This is a genomic window from Natrialba sp. PRR66 (genome assembly GCF_034808065.1).
In the GTDB taxonomy this organism is placed as follows: domain Archaea; phylum Halobacteriota; class Halobacteria; order Halobacteriales; family Natrialbaceae; genus Natrialba; species Natrialba aegyptia.
Genome location: NZ_JAXHGN010000081.1, coordinates 1 through 276, shown reverse-complemented (window position 1 = coordinate 276; position 276 = coordinate 1). Strand labels below are relative to the sequence as shown.

The 276-nt window shown below is 63.8% G+C and carries 1 protein-coding gene; it reads left to right on the top strand.

Translation table 11 applies throughout. The features are described 5' to 3' along the window. Positions 1-276, top strand: a 276-nt coding sequence (locus tag SM755_RS23560; RefSeq protein ID WP_323174824.1) for a YqcI/YcgG family protein, incomplete at both ends; no start/stop codon positions are given.

Genomic DNA, 276 nt, shown 5'->3' with positions numbered 1-276 from the left:
GCGAAACAGCCGGTACTGTCCCGTCGGTCTGGAGATCACCTTTCAGCCGCGGGCGCTGTTCGAACAGCTGAACGTAACCCCAGAGACGGAGGCGGGGCGACACGCCAGAGACGTGATCCAGGGTCGTCTCGAAGAGTACGACGGCGTCTGTCCGCACGCCGATCTCGGCGACTGGGGCGTGGAAGGGGACCGCGAATGGTCCCAGTATATGCTGTCAGAGGACCCGGACCAGGCACCGGACGAGTGTCCTATCGACGTCACCCGCGAACATCCGAA